Here is a 20,018-nt window from a genome sequence, read left to right as displayed (position 1 = left end):
GGCCCGGGCCGCAATGGGCGGGCTACGGGTGATCAAGCCCCTCCGGGGCCTCCCGGGCGGCGGCCGTCGCCGTCCTGTGATACCTGACGAGGGGTTGTGACATGGGGCGACTTCCTGTCAGGGGCCAGGGCCTGAAATAGTTCCCCCGACGTTCGCCGTCCCTAGGCTCCCCGCGCAGGGAGTCACTCGGGGGAACAACTTTGTGGGGCATGGAGTGCCGGAACTCGTACTGGAATTGAACGGAAAGACCTGGACCCTCGAACCGTCCAGACCGTACCGCGTGGGACGCGATCCGCAGGGGGACGTGGTGATCGACGACGCCAGGGTCTCCTGGCGTCACGCCACCATCCGGTGGGGCGGTCACGGCTGGGTGATCGAGGACCAGGGCAGCACGAACGGCTCGTACGTACGAGGGCAGCGCATCCAGCAGATGGAGCTGCGCCCGGGCATGAGCGTGCACTTGGGCAACGCCGAGGACGGGCCGAGGCTGGACCTGTCCGGGAGCGGGACGCCGCAGGCTCCCCGCGGGGGAGGCCCCGGTGCCCAGGCCGCCGAGCCGAGGCAGCAGGGGGCGGGTCACCCCGGGGGGCCGCAGGCGGGGGCCACACAGGCGCCGCCGCAGCAGCCGGTTCAGCAGCAACCGCCGCAGCAGCCCCAGCAGCCCGGCTGGCAGCAGCAGGGCCAGCAGCACCCGGGGTGGCAGCAACAGCCGCCCCAACAGCAGCCGCCGCAGCAGCACCAGCAGCACGCGGTACCGCAGCAGCAGGGCCGGCAGCCCATGCACGGCGCGCAGCCCATGCACCCGCACGCCCCCGCCCAGGCCCAGCAGGGACACATACCCCCGCAGGGCGCACCCGGGCAGGACCGCCGGCAGGCCCATCAGGGCCCCCATCAGGGCGGCCAGCACGGCGGCGACCGCAGCCCGACGACCTTCCACCAGCTCGCCCTTGGCCGGGTGATGCGCATCGGCCGTGCCCTGGAGAACGAACTCGTCGTCTCCGACCTCCAGGTCTCACGCCACCACGCCGAGTTCCACGCCTCGCCCGACGGGCGCTTCGAGATCCACGACCTGGGGTCGCACAACGGCACGTACGTCAACGGCCAGCCGCTCCCCAAGTCCGGGTCCACGGTGATCACTCCGCAGGACACCGTCGGCGTAGGGCACTCCACGTTCCGGCTGGTCGGCGACCGCCTGGAGGAGTTCGTCGACACCGGCGAGGTCACCTTCTCCGCCCGCCACCTCACGGTGAAGGTCGACAACGGGAAGGTGATCCTCGACAACGTCACCTTCGGCGTTCCGGAGAAGTCGCTCATCGGCGTCATCGGCCCGTCCGGCTCCGGCAAGTCGACGCTGCTGCGCGCCCTGACGGGATACCGCCCGGCCGACGTCGGCGAGGTCCTCTACGACAACCGGAACCTCTACCAGCACTTCGCCGAACTGCGGCAGCGCATCGGCCTCGTACCGCAGGACGACATTCTCCACAAGGAGCTGCGTGTCCGTACGGCCCTGCGCTACGCGGCCCGGCTGCGCTTCCCCGGCGACGTGGCCGAGGCCGAGCGCAACGCCCGCGTGGAGGAGGTGCTCGCCGAGCTGAAGCTGGACGTGCACGCCGACAAGAAGGTCACCTCCCTCTCCGGCGGCCAGCGCAAGCGCGTCTCCGTGGCCCTGGAGCTGCTGACCAAGCCGTCACTGATCTTCCTGGACGAGCCCACCTCCGGTCTCGACCCGGGCATGGACCGCGACGTGATGCAGTTGCTGCGCGGCCTCGCCGACGACGGCCGCACGGTCCTCGTCGTCACCCACTCCGTGGCCGAACTCGGCCTGTGCGACAAGCTGCTGGTGATGGCCCCCGGCGGCGGCGTCGCCTACTTCGGGCCGCCCGGGGAGGCACTGAACTTCTTCGGCTACGGCACGTGGGCGGACGTCTTCTCGGCCTTCGAGAACTACCGCGACTACGACTGGATGGGCCGCTGGCACGGCTCGCAGCACTACCAGATGTACGCCGCCGACCTCGACTCCGTCGGCCCCCAGCAGGCCCAGCAGGTCCACGCCCCGCCCGCGCGTACGCAGAAACCGCAGAGCTGGGGCTCGCAGTTCTGGACGCTGGTCCGCCGCTATGTCTCGGTCATCGCCTCCGACAAGGGCTTCCTCGCGCTCACCGTGATCCTGCCCCTCGTCCTCGGCGGAGTCAGCACACTGATTCCCAGCGACTACGGACTGGGCTACGGCCCGCTGACCAAGGGACGCACCAACCGCGACGCCAGCACGATCATGCTGATCATCGCCGTCGGCATGTGCTTCTCGGGCGCGGCCAACTCCGTACGAGAGCTGATCAAGGAACGGGTCATCTACGAGCGCGAACGCGCCACGGGCCTCTCCCGCTCGGCATATCTGATGTCCAAGGTGCTCGTGCTCGGCATCGTCACCGCCGTGCAGGGCGTGATCATCTCCGCGATCGGTTTCGCGCCGCGTGAGATGCCCGCGGAGGGCGTCATCGGTGAGGACCTGCCCGCGGTCGAGATGACCCTCGCCGTGATCACGCTCGGCTTCACGTCGATGATGTTCGGCCTGATCATCTCGTCGCTGGTGAAGACGGCGGAGAAGACCATGCCGCTGCTGGTCATGTTCGCCATCGTCCAAGTGGTCTTCACCGGCGTGCTCTTCCAGCTCTTCGACACCCCGGGTGTCGGGCAGCTTTCCTGGCTGATGCCGTCCCGCTGGGCCGTCGCCGCGATGGGCGCCACGGCCGACATGAACACGCTGCTGCCGTGGGAGAAGGGCAACCCGGACCCGCTGTGGGAGCACACCGCGGGCACCTATGTGCTGGACATGATCGTTCTGCTGGGCCTCGGCGTCGCCCTGGTCTTCGTCGTGGCACGCCTGCTGCGCCGCCATGAGCCGGAGGTCATGCGCAAGTAGCGGCGCATGCGAAGCGTCTGCCTGAGAACCGAGACCGACGACAAGGAGGCGGCGGCACCCTCGTGGATGCCGCCGCCTCGCCGTTCCGGCTCTTGTGCTGTGGTGCCGTCCGTTCCGAGCGCCCAGCGCCGCTTCAGCACCGGTCCGTGACCGGTTCAGCGCCGCGTCGGCTCACCGCCGTACGGGCTCAGTACCAGTTGTTGGACTGCCAGAAGGACCAGGCGCCGCAGGGGCTGCCGTAGCGGTCCTTCATGTAGTTCAGTCCCCACTTGACCTGTGTGGCGGCGTTGTTGCGCCAGTCCGGCCCGGCCGAGGACATCTTGGAGCCGGGCAGCGCCTGCACCAGCCCGTACGCCCCGCTGGGGTTCTGCGCGTGCACGTTCCAGCCGCTCTCCCGCTCGACGATCTGCGAGAAGCACTGGAACTGCGACTCGTCCCCGATGATCTGCCTGGCGATCTGCTGTGGTGAGCCGGATGGCGACGCCTTGGCGCGCTCCGCCGAGCGGCTGGCTGCCAGCCTGCGCTCACGGTCCCGTTCGGCCTTCTTGGCTGCTTCGTGCCGCGCTTCCGCTCTGGCCTCGGCCTTCTTACGGGCCTCCGCCTTGGCGTGGGCGCGTGCGCGTGCGTCGGCGGCGGAAGTCTGGGCGTCGATGCCCACCTTCTGCTCCGCGGGTCCGTCCGCCGCTGTCTGAAGTGCGACGGGCTTGGCAGCCATCTCCGATCCGGCAGTCACGCTCCCGCTGCTCTTCTGACCTGGTACGACGGTGAACGCGATGGCCGTGACACCGACGGCTGCGGCTCCTGCCGCAGAGATCTTGTGCAGACGGGAAAGCCTGCCGTGGCGTTCGGGATTTGGAACGCTCATGGGAGGAAACCTCTTCCAGTTCGCGGACCGCAGCGACGGTGGCCGCTGCGGCGGCAGACATTCTCAGCTGCCGTTAAGTCACCGGGCAAAAATCACCATTACTAACCTTGGTAGTGGATTCGGAGCAGAACGGATGCCTTGACGTGACTGCACTGCACGTCCGGTCATTGAGTATCGACTACTAAGCGCGTTCGTAAGTGATCTGGGTCCTATGCGGCGACTCACACCACACACCCGGTTACATTTACGCAGTGTGTAGAAGCTATAAACGCAGGGTCACACTGCTGGCCTCAGGTCCTAGGTCTACGGACCCCCGCCTCCGCCCCTCCGCGGCCCGATCCGCCGCGCCCCGCCCGCGAGTACCGTGACGGCATGCTCCGCAGCTCAGGGCTCGCGGCCGTCAGTGCCGCGATCCTCTCCATGAACAGACAGCTCGAAGTGCGCGACGTACTCCAGACGATCGTCACTTCGGCCCGTGAGCTGCTGGACGCCGAGTACGCGGCCCTCGGGGTGCCCGACGACCACGGCGGCTTCGCACAGTTCGTGGTGGACGGAGTGACCGAGGAGCAGTGGAAGTCCATCGGGCCGCTGCCCCGGCAGCACGGCGTACTCGCGGCGATGCTGCACGAGGCGACGCCCCAGCGGCTCGCCGACGTACGTACCGACCCGCGCTTCCAGGGGTGGCCACGGGCACACCCCGAACTCGCCGACTTCCTCGGCATGCCCGTCGCCGACGGCGAGGAGGTGCTGGGCGCCCTCTTCCTCGCCAACAAGCGCTGCACGCCCGGAGGTCAGGTCACCGTCACCCCGCCTCAGGCGGAAGCCGACGGTGAGCGGCGGTCCGCGTGCGCCTTCACGGAGGAGGACGAGCAGTTGCTTCGGCTGCTCGCCCAGCACGCGGCCATCGCCCTCACCAACGCCCGCCTGTACGAGCGCAGTCGGGAGCTGACCATCGCCGGGGAGAGAGCACGCATCGGGCACGATCTGCACGACGCCGTCGCCCAGAAGCTCTTCTCACTGCGGCTCACCGCCCAGGCCGCCACCGCCCTCGTCGACCGCGACCCCGACCGCGCCAAGGGCGAACTGCACGAGATCGGCCGTCTCGCCGCCGACGCGTCCGAGGAACTGCGCGCCGCCGTCGTCGAGTTGCGTCCCGCGGCGCTCGACGAGGACGGGCTCGTCGCCACCCTCCGCACGCAGACCCAGGTCCTCGACCGCGCCCACTCCGCGGAGGTCGCCTTCGCGAGCGAGGGCGCCCCGCGGGCTCTTCCGGCCGCGCAGGAGGAGGCGCTGCTGCGCGTCGCACAGGAGGCGTTGCACAACGCACTGCGCCACGCGGCGGCTTCACACGTCGGGGTCACGCTCTCCTACGGCCGTACGGGCGCGCGGCTGCGCGTCACCGACGACGGCCGCGGCTTCGACCCGAGGGCCGTACGGAAGGCGGGCAGGCATCTGGGCCTGGTCTCGATGCGCGACCGGGCGGGCGGCGTCGGCGGCACCCTCACCGTCGAATCCGAACCCGGCAAGGGAGCGTCGGTCGAACTGGAGGTGCCCGGTGGCTGATCCGATCCGTGTGCTGATCGTCGACGACCACCAGGTCGTACGGCGCGGGCTGCGCACGTTCCTGGAGATCCAGGACGACATCGAGGTGGTCGGCGAGGCGGTCGACGGGGACGAAGGGGTCGCATGCGCCGAGGAGTTGCGCCCCGACGTCGTCCTGATGGACGTGAAGATGCCCGGCACGGACGGCATCGAGGCGCTGCGGGAGCTGCGGCGCCTGGAGAACCCGGCACGGATCCTCGTCGTCACGAGCTTCACGGAGCAGCGCACGGTCGTACCGGCGCTGCGAGCGGGGGCGGCAGGCTATGTGTACAAGGACGTCGACCCCGACGCCCTGGCCGGAGCCATCCGTTCCATACATGCCGGGCATGTGCTCCTCCAGCCCGAGGTGGCGGGCGCCCTGCTCGCGGACGACACGGGAGGCGCCACGGGCGGCGGCAGGGGCTCCGTACTGACCGAGCGGGAGCGCGAGGTGCTGGAGCTGATCGCGGACGGCCGTTCCAACCGCGAGATCGCCAGGGTCCTGGTGCTGTCGGAGAAGACGGTCAAGACACATGTGTCGAACATCCTGATGAAGCTCGACCTCGCCGACCGTACGCAGGCCGCCCTGTGGGCGGTCCGGCACGGGCTCACGGACTGACGGGGCCGACCGGAACACGGGCCGGCACCGGCACACGGGGCCGACTGACAGGCGGCTGTCTGCGCGTGGCGCGGGGGCGGACCCCGAGCTTCCGGGGCGGTTCAGCGCGGCGGCGCACCGCACCGCTCACGACCGCTTGCGCTCCAGCTCCTCCGCATAGGCGTTGTACGCGGCGACCTGCGCCCGCCTCGCCGTACGCTCCACCGGCCGCAGCGCCTCCGCGCGGGCCGCGATCTGCGAGGCGCTCACCGCCCCGCCGTGCTCACGTCCCGCCCCCGCGCTGCCGCCGACGCCGGTCGCCGCTCCGCGCCCACCGTCCTCCTCCCCGTAGGCGATGGCCACGAGCGCCCGTACCCGCTGCGCCAGTTCGAGCACCCGTACCGCACGCGGCGGATATCCCGGGGCCAGCAGCCGCCTCCCGGCCTCCATGCGGGCCCGGTACGCCTCCAGCGCCGCGTCCGCCGCCGGCCCGGAGCCCGCGACGTCCAGCTTCGTCAGCACCTCGGTGGCGTCCCTCATCGCCTCGGCCAGTTCGCGTTCGGCTTCGCCCAGCGAGGGCACGTCGGCGGGCGGCGCCTCCCGTACGGGCATGCAGTGCCAGGTGATCTCCGCGTGCACATCGCCTTCAGGCCCGGCCTCGTACGCCTCCGGCACCAGGCCGAGGGCGGCACCGGCGGCGATCACCGCCTCACCGGCGTCCAGGGCAAGGGAGTTGAACTCCGGCGGACCGCTCAGGCCCAGCGGATGCCCCGGCACGGGCAGCGCCACCCGCAGCCCCAGCGCCCCCAGCGACCTCAACCGCCCCAGCGCCAGGGTCAGTCCGACCGGTTCCGGCTCCTGCTGCGCGTACGGACCGGACGATGCGGGAAGTCCCACCACGCGGTGCACCACGTCCTCCCCGACGATCCGTTGCGCGGCGTCGTCGGGGGAGACGAGAGCGGCGAAAAGAGCATTTCCCCAAGCGGCCAGACGCCCCGACCGAGGTTCATCGAGCATGTCTACAGCCTAGGGAACGCACCCTCGAACGCGTGGCGTAGGTTTGGCGGGGGACTCTGCTCACAAGGCACGGGTAACGGCGACTGCATTGGGAGACAACGCGCTCATGAGCGAAGTACTTGAGCTGGTGGACGTATCCGTGGTCCGCGATGGCCACGCTCTGCTGGACGATGTCTCCTGGTCGGTCAAAGAGGGCGAACGCTGGGTCATCCTCGGCCCCAACGGCGCCGGCAAGACCACCCTGCTCAACCTCGCCTCCAGTTACCTCTACCCCAGCAAGGGCACCGCCACCATCCTCGGCGACCGGCTCGGCGCCGTCGACGTCTTCGAACTCCGCCCGCGCATCGGCATGGCGGGCATCGCCATGTCGGAGAAGCTTCCCCGCTCCCAGAGCGTGCTGCGTACGGTCCTCACCGCCGCGTACGGCATGACGGCGCACTGGCAGGAGGAGTACGAGGCCCTGGACGAGGAGCGTGCTCGCGCCTTCCTCGACCGGCTCGGCATGACGGAGTACCTCGACCGCAAGTTCGGCACCCTCTCCGAAGGCGAACGCAAGCGCACCCTCATCGCCCGCGCCATGATGACCGACCCCGAACTGCTGCTGCTGGACGAGCCCGCGGCAGGGCTCGACCTCGGCGGCCGTGAGGACCTGGTGCGCAGACTGGGGCGCCTCGCCCGCGACCCTTACGCCCCCTCGATGGTGATGGTCACCCACCATGTCGAGGAGATCGCGCCGGGCTTCACGCACGTACTGATGATCCGTCAGGGACAGGTGCTGGCCGCCGGGCCTCTGGAGACCGAACTGACCTCCCGCAATCTCTCCCGCTGCTTCGGACTGCCGCTCGTGGTGGAGAACCGGGGCGAGCGCTGGACCGCTCAGGGTCTGCCGCTGAGCTGATCGCGCGCCTACCATGTCCATGTGGACGCATGGATCTGGTGGTTGATAGGCGCCGCCTTACTGGGAATCGCTCTCGTCGTCACCGCGATGCCCGAACTGGGCATGCTCGCCATGGGAGCCGTGGCAGGTGCCGTGACGGCGGGGCTCGGCGGCGGAATGGTGGCGCAGGTCCTCGTCTTCGCCGTCGTCTCCTCGGCTCTGATCGTCGTGGTGCAGCCTGTGGCGCGCCGCTCCCGCGGGCAGCACCCCAAACTCAGCAGCGGCGTGGACGCGTTGCTGGGCCGGCAGGCCACCGTGCTGGAACGGGTCGACGGGCAGGGCGGCCGTATCAAACTCGGCGGCGAGGTCTGGTCGGCACGGGCGCTGGACCCCGACGCGGCATACGAACCGGGCGCCCAGGTCGACGTGGCTGAGATCGACGGCGCGACCGCGGTCGTGATGGGATGACAGACGGCAGTTATTGTCAACAACCGTGAGTACACGGCGACTTGCGGTGGGACGATATCTCTTGGTCCCGACGACATCTGTCGGTCCCGAGGACGCCGACGTCATATCAGTGACATACATGCAGGGGGGCGGATGGACGCCATCATCATTGTCCTGATCATCCTGGTGGTGCTGGTCTTCATCGCACTCATCAAGACGATCCAGGTCATTCCGCAGGCGAGCGCCGCGATCGTCGAGCGCTTCGGCCGCTACACCCGCACCCTCAACGCGGGCCTCAACATCGTGGTCCCCTTCATCGACACGGTCCGCAACAGGGTCGACCTGCGCGAGCAGGTCGTGCCGTTCCCCCCGCAGCCCGTCATCACCCAGGACAACCTGGTCGTCAACATCGACACCGTCATCTATTACCAGGTGACCGACGCCCGCGCCGCCACGTACGAAGTCGCCAGCTACATCCAGGCGATCGAGCAGCTCACGGTCACGACGCTGCGCAACATCATCGGCGGCATGGACCTGGAGCGGACCCTCACCTCCCGCGAGGAGATCAACGCCGCCCTGCGCGGCGTGCTCGACGAGGCCACCGGCAAGTGGGGCATCCGCGTAAACCGCGTCGAGCTGAAGGCGATCGAGCCGCCGACGTCCATCCAGGACTCGATGGAGAAGCAGATGCGCGCCGACCGCGACAAGCGCGCGGCGATCCTCCAGGCCGAAGGTGTACGGCAGTCGCAGATCCTCACCGCGGAGGGCGAGAAGCAGTCGTCCATCCTGCGCGCGGAAGGTGAGGCCCGCTCGGCGGCGCTGCGAGCCGAAGGCGAGGCCCAGGCCATCCGTACGGTCTTCGAGTCGATCCACGCCGGCGACCCGGACCAGAAGCTGCTCTCGTACCAGTACCTCCAGATGCTGCCGAAGATCGCGGAGGGCGACGCCAACAAGCTCTGGATCGTCCCCAGCGAGATCGGCGACGCGCTGAAGGGTCTGGGCGGTGCGCTCGACGGCTTCAAGCCCGGCGGAGGCAACGGCAACGGCGGTGGCGGCGGCGCGAGCCAGGCGGCCGGCATGGTGAAGCCGCCGAGGGAGAGCCCGAAGCTCGACTGAACTCCCGAGCTCGACTGAACTCCCGCTCGCCGAGGCCCGGCTGCGTTCGAGCCGGGCCCGTCGAGCCGGTCCTGTGGTGCTCGTCGCGTCGAACCAGGGCTCGATCCGGGTTCGGCGCACCCCGCACCGGCACGCCGAAAGCCCCTCCGGCATGATCAGTGTGTACGGCACTGATCTCGAAGGGGCTTCGCGTGACCATCTGGGAGGCGGTGGCGGTCTGCGCCGCGGGCGTCGGAGCGGGCGCCATCAACACCGTCGTCGGCTCGGGCACCCTGCTGACCTTCCCTGTGCTGCTCGCCGTCGGGCTGCCGCCCGTGACGGCCAACGTCTCGAACGCCCTCGGCCTCGTACCCGGATCGGTCAGCGGCGCCATCGGCTACAGACGTGAACTGCGCGGCCAGCGGCGTCGCGTGCTGATCCTCAGCGCCGTCTCACTCGTCGGCGCACTGACCGGAGCGGTGCTGCTGGTGGCGCTGCCCTCCAGCGCCTTCGACATGATCGTCCCGGCGCTCATCGGCGTCGCGCTGCTGCTGGTGGCCGTGCAGCCCTGGCTGGCACGCGTCGCGGAACGCCGCCGTGCCAAGCGCGGCACCAAGGCCCGCCAGAACGGCGGACTCCTGCTCTCCGGGGGGATGCTCTGCGCCAGCGCCTACGGCGGCTACTTCGGCGCGGCCCAGGGCATCATCTACCTCGCCCTCATGGGACTCTTCCTCGACGAGACCCTTCAGCGCACCAACGCCGTGAAGAACGTCCTCGGCGCCCTCGTCAACGCCACCGCCGCCGCGTTCTTCCTCTTCGTCGCCGACTTCGACTGGACGGCCGTAGTGCTGATCGCCGCGGGCAGCGCGGTCGGCGGCCAGTTCGGCGCCCTCGTGGGACGCAGACTGCCACCGACCGCGCTCCGGGCGATCGTCGTCACGGTCGGCGTTGCCGCGATCGTCCAGCAACTCCTGCGCTGACGGCGGGAGTCGGGCGCACCTTCTCTTCTACTGCTCTTCTACTGAGCTGCTTCTCTTCTACTGCATGGCCCGCACTGCCCGCGGTCATGCCGTGGCGGGCAGAGCCCGCGCCCCTGGCGCAGCCCGCGCAACGGACCCGTGGCGCGCACCGGACGCGTTGCGCGCGCCGGACCCGCTGCGTGCTCCGCGCACGGCGAGCCACTCCGGCAGCCCCTCCCCGTCCTGGAGCCCCAGCGCCAGCAGCAGCGCGTCCGCGGGCGTCGGCTCGAACGGCTTCGTCTCAAGGGCCATTCCGGCCTGCGCCGGAGTACGGTCCGCCTTGCGGTGGTTGTCCGCCGCGCAGGCCGCGACCGTGTTCAGCCACGTGTCGCCGCCGCCCTGCGAACGCGGTACGACATGGTCCACCGTGGTTGCACGGCGCCCGCAGTACGCACAACGGTGCCGGTCCCTTACGAGGACGCCGCGACGCGACCACGGCGCCCGTTGTCGGAACGGGACCCGTACATAGCGGCAGAGTCTGATCACCCGCGGCACCGGAAGATCGATGTCGGCCGCCCGGATACGGAGCCCGGGATGGGCGTGTTCGACGACGGCCTTGTCCTGCATGACCAGCACCACCGCCCGGCGCAGCGAGACCGTCGACAGCGGCTCGAAGCTGGCGTTCAGGATCAGCGTCTCGCGCATCCCGCACCTCCCGGTTCCCCTCCGCCCCTGCGGCGGTGCGCTCCACTCTGCCGTCGCGGCAATCACCGGACAACGCAATTTCCGCCCCTGGTACGCCGATTCAGGCCGGTACGGCAGAACCGTGAAGGGAAAGGAGACCGGAATGGCGAACGACAACCCGAACGACAAGGCAAACGAGGAGGAAGGCACGGAAGTCGAGTAGAGGCCGGGCGACCGAGAAGCAGCCGCTCAAAAACCCGCGGGAATTGCGGCCGTAGCGGACTCACCACGAACTCACCACGAACGCATCGTGAACTCACCGCAGAACGCGGCGTTTTCACGCGAGGACCATCTGCGCACCAGTACTGAGGGCAGCCGGCGCGGTCGCCGGCCCCCGGGCCAGGCTCCGGCGGACGGCGACGGCGCAGACACAAGAGCCCCGCCGTCCCCGCACTGCGGTGCCGACTGCCCGGCCACCACTGTGCGACCCCGGGACGACGGGGCGCAAAGGAATTTCAGCCCGACTCCCGGGCTCCTCCCGCCGGTTCAGCCCCCGGTCTCCTCATGGACGCCGATGAGCTGAGCCCGTCCGATCGCCTTGAACCGCAGATTGAACCCGACGTAGGCCGGAGAAGCGTCCGCGTCCGGCCCGAGCTTCTCGTCCTGCACGGCGTAGACCGTGAAGACATAGCGGTGCGGCCCGTCCCCGGGAGGCGGCGCGGCCCCGCCGAAGTCCCGCGTGCCGAAGTCGTTGCGTACATGCACGGCACCCTCGGGAAGCCCCTTCATGTCCCCGGTCCCGGCGCCCGCGGGAAGCTCCGTGACGGAGACGGGGATGTCGAAGACGGACCAGTGCCAGAAGCCGCTGCCCGTCGGAGCGTCGGGGTCGAAGCACGTCACGGCGAAGCTCCGGGTGTCAGCCGGGAACCCCTCCCAGCGCAGATGAGGAGAGGTATTGCCCTCCGAGTAGAGCTGGTCCGGGCGCAGCCGGCCGCCCTCCGAGACGTCGTCGCTCACCACCTCGAAGGAGGCGACGGGCGGATGGAAGTCGTGGGGGAGCGGCGGTTGCTTCTGCTCGGTCACGTCGGTACCTCCTGATGGCGCGAATCGCTGCACGGCCAGCCTAACGAGCCGTTGACAGGGTCTTTGTCACCATGGGAGCCACGACGAGACCTCGAAGCGGTGGTGCGACGATGACCAGTCCCGTGGACCTGCCCGAACTCCCCGAACTGCCCGACGGCGGTCTGCCTGGCCTCTTCGACGGCACCGTGCCTCCCGGGGTGTACCGATGCGAATCCGTGGGCCCGGACGTACTGATGCAGGCGGACGCCGCGAACTGGACCGGCGCCGTCATCGACCTCAGCGACACCACCGACAAGGCCGAGTTCATGAACCGCTGCGCCACCGGTCTCGAACTCCCCGGCTGGTTCGGCCACAACTGGGACGCGCTCGCCGACTCCCTCACCGACCTGTCCTGGTGGGGGGAGACCGACGGCTATCTGCTGATGACCGCGGGCTGGCCGGGCTTCGAGCAGGCCGACCCGAAGTCGGCCGCCACCGCCGTGAACGTGTTCACGGCGGCGGTCGGCTACTGGTCGGTGCGTGACGCACCGCTCTCCGTACTACTCGGCTGAGCCCGGCCGGCGACGCAGCGCACGAGCCGGCCTACGACCCGGTCTACGACGTGGCGCGTGCCCTGGCGCGGCCGGACCGCCGAAGAACCGGCCCGGGGCCTCACAGCCAGTTGCGGCGCCCCCCGACCTCCGTCAGCCACTGATTGATGAACGCCGTCCAGTCGGTCTGGTGGAAGTCGTTCAGATCCACCTGGAACGCCCGGTACGAGTCACTGCCACCGGTGAAGAGCCCCGGCGTCTTGTCCATCTCCATGACGACGTCCATCTGATTCCCGTCGGCCACGAAGGACAGCTCGACCTGCGACAGCCCCCTGTACTGCGGGGGCGCGGTGAACTCGATCTCCTGGTAGAAGGGGAGCTGCTGCCGCGTACCGCGGATACGCCCCTTCTCCATGTCTGCCGAACGGAAGCGGAAGCCCAGAGTCCCGAAGGAGTCCAGGATCGCCTGCTGAGCAGGCAGCGCATGGACGTTGACGGGATCGATGTCCGTGGAGTCGACCGCCTGCGCGATGGCCAGCTCCGTCGACACCCCGATGCTCATGCCGGTGAGCTGCTGGCCCATGAACGTCGTGATCGGCGTCTCCCACGGCACCCCGAGCTGGAAGGGCACGGTGTGCCTGGCCCCCTCCTTGAGATCCAGCGCGCCGCCGAGCTGCTGCCTGCCGAACTCGATGTTCTGCTTCAGCTCACCGTCGTTCGTCTCCACCTCTACCTTCGCCATGAGACCGACGGACAGTCCCTGGATCTGCTGATCGACAGACCCGGCCTCGATGTGCACCTCCCCCTGTACGACACCACCGGGCACCACGTTCGGCTCGTGAAGCACGGTGTCCACGGACGCACTCCCGACCCCCAAGCTCGCGAACAGCTTCTTGAATCCCATCTTCAAGTCCCTCCCAGGCACTTCCGTGCGTCTCTTCGAACACTCGTGACGGCGCCGGCGCGCTCCCGTACTCCGTCGCTACGAGTACGCCCGGCGACGGCAGACGGTTCCAGCCACCGGGCAGGATGATCGAGCCACCGCCCGGATGCACAGCCCCGGGCCTCGGTTACCCTCGGTCGGCATGATCACCGGCGCTGACCGTACGCGAAGGAACGACGACACCCACACCCCGCTACCCCGTTCTTTCTTCGACCGCCCGGTCCTGGAGGTCGCCCCGGAACTACTGGGGCGCTATCTCGTACGCACCGCACCCGACGGCCGGATCCTGCTCCGCATCACGGAGGTAGAGGCCTACGCCGGCGAGTCCGACCCGGGTTCGCACGCGTACAGGGGGCGGACCCAGCGCAACGCCTCGATGTTCGGGCCTCCCGGTCACGCGTACGTGTACTTCATCTACGGGATGTGGTTCAGCCTCAACCTGGTCTGCGGAGCCGAGGGCCACGCGAGCGGTGTGCTGCTGCGCGCCGGCGAGGTTCTGACGGGCGAGGAGCACGCACGCAAGCGCCGCCCGAAGGCACGCAACCACTCGGAACTGGCCAAGGGCCCGGCCCGCCTGGCGACCGCCCTCGACGTCGACCGCACCCTGAACGGCACCGACGTCTGCACCCCGGACGAACGCGCTCCGCTCCGGATCCTCACTGGTGAAACCTGCGACGCCGAACGTCTACGGAGCGGCCCGCGCACGGGTGTGGGCGGCGCGGGAGCGGTGCACCCGTGGCGTTACTGGATCGACCAGGACCCCACGGTGAGTCCTTACCGGCCACACCAGCCCAGGCGCCGCCGGAAGCCGCTTGACTCTCAAGGACCCACGACCTAATGTTGACAGAGTCGCAGAAACGGATAGGCGGCAGCCACGGCCCGTGTAGCCGGAGCAGACGCCGCCCCGTAAGCGACCAAACACTACTTACGATTTCCCCAACGGGGTCGGCTTTTGGCGTGCCATAAAGTCGCCCCGAAGACTCCGATTAGGAGCCCGCGAGGAAATCCGCTAAAGTAGCGACACCGAGAGGGAAGCGCCCGGAGCAGCCTGTGAGGGTTGTGATGGAAGCGTCCGTTCTTTGAGAACTCAACAGCGTGCTAAAAGTCAACGCCAGATATGTTGATACCCCGTGCCCCTATGGCTGTATTGGCTGGTAGGGGTGGGGATTTCTTTGAACACAGCGAGGACGCTGGCATGGCCTGGGTTATTCCCCTGGGTTGTGCTGCTCTTCGGGTGTCTTCTTTTAAGGCATTCACGGAGAGTTTGATCCTGGCTCAGGACGAACGCTGGCGGCGTGCTTAACACATGCAAGTCGAACGATGAAGCCTCTTCGGGGGTGGATTAGTGGCGAACGGGTGAGTAACACGTGGGCAATCTGCCCTGCACTTCGGGACAAGCCCTGGAAACGGGGTCTAATACCGGATGGGACTGCCGGCCGCATGGTCTGGTGGTGGAAAGCTTCGGCGGTGCAGGATGAGCCCGCGGCCTATCAGCTTGTTGGTGGGGTGATGGCCTACCAAGGCTGCGACGGGTAGCCGGCCTGAGAGGGCGACCGGCCACACTGGGACTGAGACACGGCCCAGACTCCTACGGGAGGCAGCAGTGGGGAATATTGCACAATGGGCGGAAGCCTGATGCAGCGACGCCGCGTGAGGGATGACGGCCTTCGGGTTGTAAACCTCTTTCAGCAGGGAAGAAGCCTTTAAAAGTGACGGTACCTGCAGAAGAAGCACCGGCTAACTACGTGCCAGCAGCCGCGGTAATACGTAGGGTGCGAGCGTTGTCCGGAATTATTGGGCGTAAAGAGCTCGTAGGCGGCTTGTCGCGTCGGATGTGAAAGCCCGGGGCTTAACCCTGGGTCTGCATTCGATACGGGCAGGCTGGAGTTCGGTAGGGGAGATCGGAATTCCTGGTGTAGCGGTGAAATGCGCAGATATCAGGAGGAACACCGGTGGCGAAGGCGGATCTCTGGGCCGATACTGACGCTGAGGAGCGAAAGCATGGGGAGCGAACAGGATTAGATACCCTGGTAGTCCATGCCGTAAACGTTGGGCACTAGGTGTGGGCGACATTCCACGTTGTCCGTGCCGCAGCTAACGCATTAAGTGCCCCGCCTGGGGAGTACGGCCGCAAGGCTAAAACTCAAAGGAATTGACGGGGGCCCGCACAAGCGGCGGAGCATGTGGCTTAATTCGACGCAACGCGAAGAACCTTACCAAGGCTTGACATACACCGGAAAGCTCTGGAGACAGAGCCCCCCCTTGTGGTCGGTGTACAGGTGGTGCATGGCTGTCGTCAGCTCGTGTCGTGAGATGTTGGGTTAAGTCCCGCAACGAGCGCAACCCTTGTCTCGTGTTGCCAGCAGGCCCTTGTGGTGCTGGGGACTCACGGGAGACTGCCGGGGTCAACTCGGAGGAAGGTGGGGACGACGTCAAGTCATCATGCCCCTTATGTCTTGGGCTGCACACGTGCTACAATGGCCGGTACAATGAGTGGCGATGCCGTGAGGTGGAGCGAATCTCAAAAAGCCGGTCTCAGTTCGGATTGGGGTCTGCAACTCGACCCCATGAAGTCGGAGTCGCTAGTAATCGCAGATCAGCATTGCTGCGGTGAATACGTTCCCGGGCCTTGTACACACCGCCCGTCACGTCACGAAAGTCGGTAACACCCGAAGCCGGTGGCCCAACCCCTTGTGGGAGGGAGCCGTCGAAGGTGGGACTGGCGATTGGGACGAAGTCGTAACAAGGTAGCCGTACCGGAAGGTGCGGCTGGATCACCTCCTTTCTAAGGAGCAGCCAGACACCATCTATCGGCCGGGATGTCCCGGTGGTGGTGTCCAGGAGCCTGGTTCATCGGCGCACGTCCGATGCCGGGATGCTCATGGGTGGAACGTTGACTATTCAGCATGGCCGGTCGGGTCGTGTTCTTCAGTACTGTCTCGGTCTCGGGTTTCTGCCCGGGTGGTTTCGGGGCGTGGAACGGGAGCGCGGTGGGCTGGTGGTGTTGGGCACGCTGTTGGGTGTCTGAGAGTGCGGCCGTGTGTGCGGTTGGTGTCTCTTGGTTGCCGGTCCTGGTGTACTCAGGCTTGTTGGTCTGGGGTGGTGGGTGGCTGGTTGTTGTTTGAGAACTGGACAGTGGACGCGAGCATCTGTGGCCAAGTTTTTAAGGGCGCACGGTGGATGCCTTGGCATCAGGAACCGATGAAGGACGTGGGAGGCCGCGATAGGCCCCGGGGGAGTTGTCAACCGAGCTGTGATCCGGGGGTGTCCGAATGGGGAAACCCGGCAGTCGTCATGGGCTGTCACCTGCATCTGAATGTATAGGGTGTAGGGGGGAACGCGGGGAAGTGAAACATCTCAGTACCCGCAGGAAGAGAAAACAATTGTGATTCCGGGAGTAGTGGCGAGCGAAACTGGATGAGGCTAAACCGTATGTGTGTGAGACCCGGCAGGGGTTGCATGTACGGGGTTGTGGGATGGGACTTCAGTTGTCTGCCGGCGGCTGGGTGAGTCAGAAATTGGTGGTGTAGGCGAAGGGTATGCGAAAGGCCCGGCGTAGAGGGTAAGACCCCCGTAGCTGAAACGTCATCAACTTGCTTGTTCTTTTCCCGAGTAGCATGGGGCCCGTGAAATCCTGTGTGAATCTGGCGGGACCACCCGTCAAGCCTAAATATTCCCTGGTGACCGATAGCGGATAGTACCGTGAGGGAATGGTGAAAAGTACCGCGGGAGCGGAGTGAAAGAGTACCTGAAACCGTGTGCCTACAAGCCGTGGGAGCGTCGCCGTGTGTGCTTGCACATACGGTCGTGACTGCGTGCCTTTTGAAGAATGAGCCTGCGAGTTTGCGGCATGTTGCGAGGTTAACCCGTGTGGGGGAGCCGTAGCGAAAGCGAGTCCGAAGAGGGCGATTGAGTAGCGTGTTCAAGACCCGAAGCGGGGTGATCTAGCCATGGGCAGGGTGAAGCGGAGGTAAGACTTCGTGGAGGCCCGAACCCACCAGGGTTGAAAACCTGGGGGATGACCTGTGGTTAGGGGTGAAAGGCCAATCAAACTCCGTGATAGCTGGTTCTCCCCGAAATGCATTTAGGTGCAGCGTCGTGTGTTTCTTGCCGGAGGTAGAGCACTGGATAGGCGATGGGCCCTACCGGGTTACTGACCTTAGCCAAACTCCGAATGCCGGTAAGTGAGAGCGCGGCAGTGAGACTGTGGGGGATAAGCTCCATGGTCGAGAGGGAAACAGCCCAGAGCATCGACTAAGGCCCCTAAGCGTGTGCTAAGTGGGAAAGGATGTGGAGTCGCAGAGACAACCAGGAGGTTGGCTTAGAAGCAGCCATCCTTGAAAGAGTGCGTAATAGCTCACTGGTCAAGTGATTCCGCGCCGACAATGTAGCGGGGCTCAAGCACACCGCCGACGTCGTGTCACTCCAACGTGAAGGGCTAACGCCTGTTGGGGTGGGTAGGGGAGCGTCGTGTGCCGGGTGAAGCAGCCGTGGAAGCGAGTTGTGGACGGTATGCGAGTGAGAATGCAGGCATGAGTAGCGATACATACGTGAGAAACGTGTGCGCCGATTGACTAAGGGTTCCTGGGTCAAGCTGATCTGCCCAGGGTAAGTCGGGTCCTAAGGCGAGGCCGACAGGCGTAGTCGATGGATAACCGGTTGATATTCCGGTACCCGTGGCAGTGCGCCAGCGCTGAATCAGGTGATGCTAAGCCCGTGAAGCCCCCGGTGGTTGGTCTTCGGACAGCGGCCGGTGTGGTGGAGCCGGTGAACCGAGCTTGTAGTAGGTGAGTGATGGGGTGACGCAGGAAGGTAGTCCAGCCCGGGCGGTGGTTGTCCCGGGGTAAGGGTGTAGCCCGGAGAGTAGGCAAATCCGCTCTTCGTTGAGGGTGAGACCTGATGCCGAGCCGATTGTGGTGAAGTGGATGATCCTATGCTGTCGAGAAAAGCCTCTAGCGAGTGCTGTTGCGGCCCGTACCCTAAACCGACTCAGGTGGTCTGGTAGAGAATACCGAGGCGTTCGGGTGAACTATGGTTAAGGAACTCGGCAAAATGCCCCCGTAACTTCGGGAGAAGGGGGGCCACGGCTGGTGATGAGTCTTGCACTCGGAGCTGGTGGTGGCCGCAGAGACCAGCGAGAAGCGACTGTTTACTAAAAACACAGGTCCGTGCGAAGCCGTAAGGCGATGTATACGGACTGACGCCTGCCCGGTGCTGGAACGTTAAGGGGACCGGTTAGTCCGATTTCGGTCGGGCGAAGCTGAGAACTTAAGCGCCAGTAAACGGCGGTGGTAACTATAACCATCCTAAGGTAGCGAAATTCCTTGTCGGGTAAGTTCCGACCTGCACGAATGGCGTAACGACTTCTTGACTGTCTCAACCATAGGCCCGGTGAAATTGCAGTACGAGTAAAGATGCTCGTTTCGCGCAGCAGGACGGAAAGACCCCGGGACCTTTACTATAGCTTGATATTGGTGTTCGGTTCGGTTTGTGTAGGATAGGTGGGAGACTGTGAAGCATTCGCGCCAGCGGGTGTGGAGTCGTTGTTGAAATACCACTCTGATCGTGCTGGATGTCTAACCCGGGTCCGTGATCCGGATCGGGGACAGTGTCTGGTGGGTAGTTTAACTGGGGCGGTTGCCTCCTAAAGGGTAACGGAGGCGCCCAAAGGTTCCCTCAGCCTGGTTGGTCATCAGGTGGTGAGTGTAAGTGCACAAGGGAGCTTGACTGTGAGACTGACGGGTCGAGCAGGGACGAAAGTCGGGACTAGTGATCCGGCGGTGGCTTGTGGAAGCGCCGTCGCTCAACGGATAAAAGGTACCCCGGGGATAACAGGCTGATCTTCCCCAAGAGTCCATATCGACGGGATGGTTTGGCACCTCGATGTCGGCTCGTCGCATCCTGGGGCTGGAGTCGGTCCCAAGGGTTGGGCTGTTCGCCCATTAAAGCGGTACGCGAGCTGGGTTTAGAACGTCGTGAGACAGTTCGGTCCCTATCCGCTGCGCGCGTAGGAGTCTTGAGAAGGGCTGTCCCTAGTACGAGAGGACCGGGACGGACGGACCTCTGGTGTGCCAGTTGTCCTGCCAAGGGCATGGCTGGTTGGCTACGTTCGGGAGGGATAACCGCTGAAAGCATCTAAGCGGGAAGCCTGCTTCGAGATGAGGACTCCCACCCCCGTTGTGGGGTTAAGGCTCCCGGGAGATGACCGGGTTGATAGGCCAGATATGGAAGACCCGTGAGGGTTGGAGTTGACTGGTACTAATAAGCCGAGGGCTTGACCACAGCTGCTACGCGTCCACTGTCCGGTATCTGAAACAACAACCCCGGCAAACCGTGCTGGCTGGTTGGTTGATATGTGAAGAGTGCGCTGAACACGACACACAAGGTTTCCCCTTGTTGCGTTGAGCAATGTGGGGGTT

13 protein-coding genes, 2 rRNA genes and 1 pseudogene are annotated in these 20,018 nt (G+C 66.3%); 11 read left to right on the top strand and 5 right to left on the bottom strand.

Going from position 1 to position 20,018, the window contains the following annotated elements; translation table 11 throughout:
* Nucleotides 1-202 precede the first annotated feature (202 nt).
* Complete coding sequence (locus MMA15_RS03720; protein ID WP_241057483.1) at nucleotides 203-2,920, top strand: ABC transporter ATP-binding protein/permease; 2,718 nt, start codon at nucleotides 203-205, stop codon at nucleotides 2,918-2,920.
* Between the two features lie 187 nt (nucleotides 2,921-3,107).
* On the opposite strand, the gene MMA15_RS03715 is transcribed toward MMA15_RS03720, so the two are convergent.
* Nucleotides 3,108-3,785, bottom strand: coding sequence for an aggregation-promoting factor C-terminal-like domain-containing protein (locus tag MMA15_RS03715; protein WP_241057482.1), 678 nt, complete (start codon nucleotides 3,783-3,785; stop codon nucleotides 3,108-3,110).
* Nucleotides 3,786-4,157: 372 nt separating this feature from the next.
* Here MMA15_RS03715 and MMA15_RS03710 point away from each other — a divergent pair, with 372 nt between their 5' ends.
* Both MMA15_RS03710 and MMA15_RS03705 read left to right on the top strand, forming a co-directional pair.
* The gene (locus MMA15_RS03710) at nucleotides 4,158-5,348 is read left to right on the top strand and encodes a GAF domain-containing sensor histidine kinase (RefSeq protein WP_241057478.1); all 1,191 of its coding nucleotides are present in this window, start codon (nucleotides 4,158-4,160) and stop codon (nucleotides 5,346-5,348) included.
* Nucleotides 5,341-5,985, top strand: a complete 645-nt coding sequence (locus tag MMA15_RS03705) for a response regulator (RefSeq protein ID WP_241057477.1) — start codon at nucleotides 5,341-5,343, stop codon at nucleotides 5,983-5,985. The genes MMA15_RS03710 and MMA15_RS03705 overlap by 8 nt, the downstream gene beginning before the upstream one ends.
* Nucleotides 5,986-6,111: 126 nt before the next feature.
* On the opposite strand, the gene MMA15_RS03700 is transcribed toward MMA15_RS03705, so the two are convergent.
* Entirely contained in the window at nucleotides 6,112-6,981 is an 870-nt protein-coding gene (locus tag MMA15_RS03700) for an Rv1486c family protein (RefSeq protein ID WP_241057476.1), read from the bottom strand.
* A gap of 106 nt (nucleotides 6,982-7,087) precedes the next feature.
* Here MMA15_RS03700 and MMA15_RS03695 point away from each other — a divergent pair, with 106 nt between their 5' ends.
* From MMA15_RS03695 to MMA15_RS03680, 4 genes are all read left to right on the top strand, one after another.
* The gene (locus tag MMA15_RS03695) at nucleotides 7,088-7,879 is read left to right on the top strand and encodes an ABC transporter ATP-binding protein (RefSeq protein WP_241057475.1); all 792 of its coding nucleotides are present in this window, start codon (nucleotides 7,088-7,090) and stop codon (nucleotides 7,877-7,879) included.
* Nucleotides 7,880-7,900: 21 nt separating this feature from the next.
* Nucleotides 7,901-8,326 (top strand): NfeD family protein, encoded by a 426-nt coding sequence (locus MMA15_RS03690; protein ID WP_241057474.1) that lies wholly within the window; start codon nucleotides 7,901-7,903, stop codon nucleotides 8,324-8,326.
* 132 nt (nucleotides 8,327-8,458) lie between these two features.
* The gene (locus MMA15_RS03685) at nucleotides 8,459-9,421 is read left to right on the top strand and encodes an SPFH domain-containing protein (RefSeq protein WP_241057473.1); all 963 of its coding nucleotides are present in this window, start codon (nucleotides 8,459-8,461) and stop codon (nucleotides 9,419-9,421) included.
* Nucleotides 9,422-9,612: 191 nt separating this feature from the next.
* Nucleotides 9,613-10,380: a sulfite exporter TauE/SafE family protein gene (locus MMA15_RS03680; RefSeq protein ID WP_241057472.1), complete on the top strand. Its 768-nt coding sequence runs from the start codon at nucleotides 9,613-9,615 to the stop codon at nucleotides 10,378-10,380.
* A gap of 189 nt (nucleotides 10,381-10,569) precedes the next feature.
* On the opposite strand, the pseudogene MMA15_RS03675 reads toward MMA15_RS03680, so the two are convergent.
* Together MMA15_RS03675 and MMA15_RS03670 are read right to left on the bottom strand one after the other, a co-directional pair.
* Nucleotides 10,570-11,064 (bottom strand): annotated as a pseudogene (locus tag MMA15_RS03675) (HNH endonuclease); the annotation flags it as partial.
* A 525-nt stretch (nucleotides 11,065-11,589) separates the two neighbouring features.
* Nucleotides 11,590-12,126 (bottom strand): YbhB/YbcL family Raf kinase inhibitor-like protein, encoded by a 537-nt coding sequence (locus MMA15_RS03670; RefSeq protein WP_241057471.1) that lies wholly within the window; start codon nucleotides 12,124-12,126, stop codon nucleotides 11,590-11,592.
* Between the two features lie 110 nt (nucleotides 12,127-12,236).
* Between MMA15_RS03670 and MMA15_RS03665 the strand changes: the two genes are divergently transcribed.
* Complete coding sequence (locus MMA15_RS03665; RefSeq protein ID WP_241057470.1) at nucleotides 12,237-12,677, top strand: barstar family protein; 441 nt, start codon at nucleotides 12,237-12,239, stop codon at nucleotides 12,675-12,677.
* Nucleotides 12,678-12,777: 100 nt separating this feature from the next.
* On the opposite strand, the gene MMA15_RS03660 is transcribed toward MMA15_RS03665, so the two are convergent.
* Entirely contained in the window at nucleotides 12,778-13,560 is a 783-nt protein-coding gene (locus MMA15_RS03660; RefSeq protein ID WP_241057469.1) for a sporulation protein, read from the bottom strand.
* Between the two features lie 181 nt (nucleotides 13,561-13,741).
* Between MMA15_RS03660 and MMA15_RS03655 the strand changes: the two genes are divergently transcribed.
* From MMA15_RS03655 to MMA15_RS03645, 3 genes are all read left to right on the top strand, one after another.
* Nucleotides 13,742-14,437: a DNA-3-methyladenine glycosylase gene (locus MMA15_RS03655; protein WP_241057468.1), complete on the top strand. Its 696-nt coding sequence runs from the start codon at nucleotides 13,742-13,744 to the stop codon at nucleotides 14,435-14,437.
* A 414-nt stretch (nucleotides 14,438-14,851) separates the two neighbouring features.
* A 16S ribosomal RNA gene (locus MMA15_RS03650) occupies nucleotides 14,852-16,384 on the top strand.
* 368 nt (nucleotides 16,385-16,752) lie between these two features.
* A 23S ribosomal RNA gene (locus MMA15_RS03645) occupies nucleotides 16,753-19,881 on the top strand.
* The 16S and 23S rRNA genes sit together here, the layout of an rRNA operon.
* Nucleotides 19,882-20,018: the final 137 nt, after the last annotated feature.

Source organism: Streptomyces marispadix (assembly GCF_022524345.1).
Lineage (GTDB): Bacteria > Actinomycetota > Actinomycetes > Streptomycetales > Streptomycetaceae > Streptomyces > Streptomyces marispadix.
Note: the sequence above shows the minus strand (reverse complement) of the source record. Positions and strands in the feature narration are given on the sequence as shown.